Here is a 5797-nt window from a genome sequence, read left to right as displayed (position 1 = left end):
GCTGCACCTGGCCGGCGCGGCGCTGCTGTTCTATCTGCCGCAGGTGGACGACCCGCACACCTTCTTCTGGGCGATGCTGGCGACGATGATCTGCTACATGCCGACGATCTCGCTGGCGATCGCGGTGGCCTACAACGCGCTCAAGCGCGACGGACTGGACGTGGTGCGCGATTTCCCGCCGATCCGGGTCTGGGGCACGGTCGGCTTCATCGCCGCGCTGTGGACCACCAGCCTGCTCAAGCTGGAAACCTCGCCGGGCCAGTTCTACATCGCCTCCATCGCTTCGCTGGCGCTGGGGCTGTACGCCTTCACCCTGCCGCCCTGCCCGCCCACGCTCGGCAAGGGCGAAGGCAAGCGCGGCCTGGTCGACGTGCTCGGGCTGTCGGCCTTCCGCCTGTTCCGCGACCGCAACATGGCGGTGTTCTTCGTGTTCGCCATGCTGCTGGGCGCGGCGCTGCAGCTCACCAACGCCTACGGCGACACCTTCCTGCACGACTTCGCGAACGTCGACGCCTACAAGGACACGCTGGCGGTGAAGTATCCCGCCATCATCATGTCGATCTCGCAGATCAGCGAAACCCTGTTCATCCTCACCATCCCGTTCTTCCTCAAGCGCTTCGGGATCAAGACGGTGATGACGATCTCGATGCTGGCCTGGTTCCTGCGCTTCGGCCTGTTCGCCTACGGCGATCCGGGACCGGGGCTGTGGATGATCGTGCTCTCGTGCATCGTCTACGGCATGGCCTTCGACTTCTTCAACATCTCAGGCAGCCTGTTCGTCGAACAGCAGGCCGACCCGAAGATCCGCGCCAGCGCGCAGGGCCTGTTCATGCTGATGACCAACGGCATCGGCGCGATCCTCGGCAGCGCGATCAGCGGCTGGATGATCGACCGTTTCTTCACCGCCGCCGACGGCAGCAAGGACTGGCAAGGCATCTGGACCAGCTTCGCGCTGTACTCCCTGGCGATGGCCATCGCCTTCGTGCCGCTGTTCAAGCACCGGCACGTCCGCGCCGCGCCGGTGCCCGCGCACGGCGCGCTCGACCTCGAGAATCCCTGACGCGCCGCATCCTCCGCCCCAGCGCGGCAACGCCGGAAAAGTCCGCCCCGGGCATCGGCTTCGCGCTCGTCCGACCGATGAACTCCCCTGCTCTCACCCAGCTTCGCCGCACCTTCGGCTACGCCGGTTTCCGCGGCGAGCAGGGCGCCATCGTCGAACATGTGATCGCCGGCGGCGACTCACTGGTGCTGATGCCCACCGGCGGCGGCAAATCGCTGTGCTACCAGCTGCCGGCGCTGCTGCGTCCGGGCACCGCGATCGTCGTTTCGCCGCTGATCGCGCTGATGCAGGATCAGGTCGAAGCGCTGCGCCAGCTGGGCGTGCGCGCCGCGTTTCTCAACTCCAGCCTCGACGCCGCCAGCGGCGCGCAGGTGGAACGCGACTTCGTCGCCGGCGCGTTCGATCTGCTCTACGTGGCGCCCGAACGCCTGCTTGCGCCGCGCTTCCTGGCGCTGCTGAATCAGGTGGAAATCTCGCTGTTCGCGATCGACGAGGCCCACTGCGTCTCGCAGTGGGGCCACGATTTCCGCCCGGAATATCGCCAGCTCACCCTGCTGCACGAGCGCTGGCCGAACGTGCCACGGATCGCCCTGACGGCAACCGCCGATGCGCCAACCCGGAACGAGATCGTCGAACGCCTGTCGCTGGGCGGCGCCCGCCAGTTCATCAGCTCGTTCGACCGCCCCAACATCCGCTATGGCGTCGTCGCCAAGGACAACGGGCGTCGCCAATTGCTGGAATTCCTCAAGGGCCATCGCGGCGAGGCCGGGATCGTCTATTGCCTGTCGCGGCGCAAGGTGGAGGCCGTCGCCCAGCTGCTGGTCGAACATGGCCTGCATGCGCTGCCCTACCACGCCGGATTGGACGCCGGCGTGCGCGCCGAACATCAACGCCGCTTCCTGCATGAAGACGGTCTGGTGATGGTCGCTACCATCGCCTTCGGCATGGGCATCGACAAGCCCGACGTGCGCTTCGTCGCCCATCTCGACCTGCCCAAGTCGATCGAGGGCTATTATCAGGAAACCGGACGCGCCGGCCGCGACGGCGAACCCGCCGAGGCGTGGCTGGCCTATGGCCTGGGCGATGCGATCCTGTTGCGCCGGATGATCGCCGAAGGCGAAGCCGGCGAGGAACGCAAACGGCTCGAGCACGCCAAGCTCGACGCCCTGATCGGCTATTGCGAATCCACCGTCTGCCGTCGACAGAGCCTGTTGGCGTGGTTCGGCGAGACGCATCCGGGCGCCTGCGGCCGCTGCGACAACTGCCTGCACCCGCCGCAGACCTGGGACGCCACCGAGGCCGCACGCAAGGCGCTGTCCTGCGCCTACCGCACCGGCCAGCGCTTCGGCGCCGCGCACCTGATCGACGTCCTGCGCGGCGCCGATACCGCCAAGGTGCGCCAGTTCGGCCACCAGTCGCTGAGCACCTACGGCATCGGCGCCGACCTGGACGGCAAGCGCTGGCGCGGCGTGTTCCGGCAGCTGGTCGCCGCGGGCCATCTGGAAGCCGACCCGGAACGGTTCGGCGCGCTGCGCCTGACCGCCACCGCCACGGCACTGCTGCGCGGCGAGCAATCCCTGCACCTGCGCCTCGAAGCGCCCAAGCGCGAACGCGAACGCAGCCACGCCGCCGACGTCACGCCCGCTGCCGAACTCCCCCCCGAGGCCAGCGCCCGCTTCGACGCCCTGCGCCAGTGGCGCAGCGAAACCGCGAAAGCGCAGAACGTTCCTGCCTACGTGATCTTCCACGACAGCACCCTGCGCAGCATCGCGCTGGAACTCCCGCGCGACCTCAACGCCCTGGCCACCATCGGCGGCGTGGGCGTCGGCAAACTGGAGCGCTACGGGAACGCGGTACTGGCGGTGCTGGCGAGCGGCGGCTGAGCGCGCCCGGAAGCGGGCGCATGCCATGCGGGGAAATGGAGAACCGTGAAGGGGGCTCGTGCCCCGAAGTTCACTTCCGCCCCACTCCTTACGCCTTCACCCGGAAGCTCCAGGTAAAGAAGAACTCGGCAACCTGCTCGCCCTGGGCGTCATGACCGACGCTGCGCATCGTGAGCGTCTGTGGCGCACCCGTTTCCACGGCGGCGCGCACGGCGGCATCCACCGCCTGCCCCTGGTCGCACTGGAACGTGATCGTGCCGACCGCCTTCCTGGAGAAGGTCGCCTCCATCTTCACCACCAGCATCGAAACCTTGCGTCCGGTTTTCCGGATCTGTTCGACGCACAGCACGCCGGTCGAAAACTCGGCCGCCATGCCCTCGACCGCCCAGAACATGCTCTTGAACGGATTCTGGTTCCGCCAGCCGTGCTTCACCCGCATCCGGCACGTCGTATCGTCCAGATGGCCCAGCCGCACGCCGGCCAGCCAGGCGATCGGCACCTTGGCCAGGGTGTAGGCGTTGAACGAAATCTTGTTCATTCGCAATCATCCCAGACCAAGGCGGTGGCGCGCATCGGCATATTGCTGCCGAAGCTGGGCCACATAGTCTGCAACCGGCTGCACCCGGTCGATCGCACCGATGCCCTGACCGCAGCCCCAGATGTCCTTCCACGCCTTGGCCGAGGTCTCGCCGAAGTTCATCTTGGTCGGATCGCTTGTCGGCAAGGCGTCCGGATCGAATCCGGAGGCGACGATGGATGTCTTCAGGTAATTGCCGTGGACGCCGGTGAAGAAATTCGTGTAGACGATGCCATCGGAGTTGCCATCGACGATGGCCTGCTTGTAGGCCGGCGTGGCCCTGGCTTCCTCGGTGGCGATGAAGGCCGAGCCGACATAGGCGAAGTCCGCACCCGCCGCCTGCGCGGCGAGGACACCGTCTCCAGTTGCGATTGCGCCCGACAGCGCCAGCGGCCCGTCGAACCACTCGCGAATCTCCCGAACCAGTGCAAAAGGGCTTTTGGTTCCGGCATGTCCACCGGCACCGGCGGCGACCGCGATCAATCCATCGGCCCCCTTGGCGATCGCCTTCCGGGCGAAACCGTCATTGATCACATCGTGCAGCACGACGCCGCCATACCCATGCGCGGCCTGATTGATCTCCGGCTGCGCGCCCAGCGAGGTGATGATGATTGGCACCTTGTGCTTGACGCACAGCGCCATGTCGTGTTCCAGCCGCGGATTGCTCCGGTGCACGATCTGGTTGATGGCGAAAGGTGCGGCAGGACGATCCGGGTGTGCGCGGTTGTGCGCATCCAGCGCTTCGGTGATCTGCGCCAGCCAGTCGTCAAGCATCTCGGCGGGGCGGGCATTGAGCGACGGCATGGAACCGACGATGCCGGCCTTGCACTGCGCGATGACCAGCTCCGGCGTGCTGACGATGAACATCGGCGCACCGATCACCGGAAAGGGCAGACGGTCGAGCGGAGATGGCAGACGGGACATGTTGCGGTTCCTTGTCGAAGTATCGGATCAGGCCTGCGCGAGGGGCCCGGGCTGGGCGACGAACCACGTCAGGACTTCCTCCCAGTACGGTTCGGCCAACGTGCGGAAATACCCCATGTGTCCGATCTTGCCGCCCACCCGGGACGGGTCGAGATTCCTTCGGGTCAGCGGGGCGTTGCAATAGGCCCCGACGAAGGCATCGCGGGCCGCCGGCAGCGCCCACAGATCGTCCAGCGCGTTGGCAGCCACCATCGGCGTTCGGACGGCGGCATACGCCTGCTCGATCCCGCGCATGGCGGGATCGTCGAAAAAGTAGTGCGGATACTGGCACCAGCGGCGCCACTGCCGATAGGCATCCACAGGCAGATCCTCGCCCAGACCCAGCAACTTCCACGGGCAATAACCCTTCCACCAGGTCAGCACCGGCAGCACGACCTTCCATATCGCCAACACCCGCAGGCGCTCCCCGAGCGGCATGTAGCCGTGCCAGCCGGCACCGGCGCCGAAGACATAGAACCCGGCGACGCGGGCATGGTTCGGCGTCAGGCCGAAAGCATGCCCCCCTTGGGAATGACCGACGACGAACAGCGGCAGCTGCGGGTCGGCCATCGCGTCCACCGCCGCCGCCAGATCCTGCCGTCCCCAGTCGAGCAGATCCATGCGAAAGCCCTTCAGCGTGCCGTGGCGCGACCGGCCGATGCCTCGATAGTCGAAGGTGAGCACGTCGAACCCCCGCGCCGCGGCGAACTGGGCGAAGCGCCGGTAGAACTCCTGTGGAACCGCGGTGGCGCCCGCCACGACAACGCGCCCCTTGAGCGGCGCCTGCGCGGCGAAGCGATAGCCGCCCAGCACATAGCCGTCGGCGGTCGTCAGCTCTGTGGCAACCGGATCGGCGGTCATTGGCGAAAAATTCGGATGACTGTCATAGTTGGCATACTTTCACCTATGACGACTGTCTTAGCAAGGTCGACCATGCCGAATCGACAACCCGGAACCCGCCAGCGCATGATCGAAGCGGCGGCGAGCATGCTCGCGCAGCACGGCCTGAACGCGACCAGCATCCGCGAGATGACCCGGCGCGCCGACGCGCCGTTCGGCTCCACCTACCACCACTTCCCCGGCGGCAAGCAGCAGGTCGTGGAGGAAGCCGTCCGGCTGGCGGGCGCGCGCGTCAGCGCGGCGCTGGACCAGCACCTGCAGGCTGGCCCCGTCGCGGGGCTGTCGAGCTTCCTGACGAGCTGGCGCAACGCCCTGCTGCGCTCGGATTTCCGTATCGGCTGCCCGGTGCTGGCCGCCGCCGCCGAAGAGCCCATCGACGCCATCGCCGAAGGCGCGCTGGAAGCCGCCACCCAG

6 protein-coding genes are annotated in these 5797 nt (G+C 67.1%); 3 read left to right on the top strand and 3 right to left on the bottom strand.

What is annotated here, in order from left to right:
• Both Q0X16_RS12740 and recQ read left to right on the top strand, forming a co-directional pair.
• A partial coding sequence (locus Q0X16_RS12740) for an MFS transporter (RefSeq protein WP_297835100.1) occupies positions 1-1060 on the top strand: 1060 nt, incomplete at its 5' end.
• Positions 1061-1137: 77 nt separating this feature from the next.
• Positions 1138-2943, top strand: coding sequence for a DNA helicase RecQ (gene recQ / locus Q0X16_RS12735; protein ID WP_297835098.1), 1806 nt, complete (start codon positions 1138-1140; stop codon positions 2941-2943).
• A gap of 88 nt (positions 2944-3031) precedes the next feature.
• On the opposite strand, the gene Q0X16_RS12730 is transcribed toward recQ, so the two are convergent.
• The 3 genes from Q0X16_RS12730 to Q0X16_RS12720 are packed head-to-tail and all read right to left on the bottom strand — an operon-like array spanning position 3032 to position 5344.
• Entirely contained in the window at positions 3032-3481 is a 450-nt protein-coding gene (locus tag Q0X16_RS12730; protein ID WP_297835096.1) for a DUF4442 domain-containing protein, read from the bottom strand.
• A 6-nt stretch (positions 3482-3487) separates the two neighbouring features.
• Positions 3488-4444, bottom strand: a complete 957-nt coding sequence (locus Q0X16_RS12725) for a nitronate monooxygenase family protein (protein WP_297835093.1) — start codon at positions 4442-4444, stop codon at positions 3488-3490.
• A gap of 27 nt (positions 4445-4471) precedes the next feature.
• Positions 4472-5344, bottom strand: coding sequence for an alpha/beta fold hydrolase (locus Q0X16_RS12720; protein WP_297835090.1), 873 nt, complete (start codon positions 5342-5344; stop codon positions 4472-4474).
• Positions 5345-5449: 105 nt separating this feature from the next.
• Here Q0X16_RS12720 and Q0X16_RS12715 point away from each other — a divergent pair.
• On the top strand, positions 5450-5797 hold a 348-nt coding region (locus tag Q0X16_RS12715; RefSeq protein ID WP_297835088.1), incomplete at its 3' end, for a TetR/AcrR family transcriptional regulator.

It is taken from the genome of Thermomonas sp. (genome assembly GCF_025993755.1).
GTDB lineage: Bacteria > Pseudomonadota > Gammaproteobacteria > Xanthomonadales > Xanthomonadaceae > Thermomonas.
The sequence above is the reverse complement of the archived record's forward strand: the minus strand, read 5'-3'. Positions and strand labels throughout refer to the sequence as shown.

Bases quoted from the DNA above. Each gene is read 5' to 3' on its own strand.
- Q0X16_RS12725 (WP_297835093.1), bottom strand. From the start codon at position 4,444: ATGTCCCGTCTGCCATCTCCGCTCGACCGTCTGCCCTTTCCGGTGATC.
- Q0X16_RS12720 (WP_297835090.1), bottom strand. From the start codon at position 5,344: ATGACCGCCGATCCGGTTGCCACAGAGCTGACGACCGCCGACGGCTAT.
- Q0X16_RS12730 (WP_297835096.1), bottom strand. From the start codon at position 3,481: ATGAACAAGATTTCGTTCAACGCCTACACCCTGGCCAAGGTGCCGATC.
- recQ (WP_297835098.1), top strand. From the start codon at position 1,138: ATGAACTCCCCTGCTCTCACCCAGCTTCGCCGCACCTTCGGCTACGCC.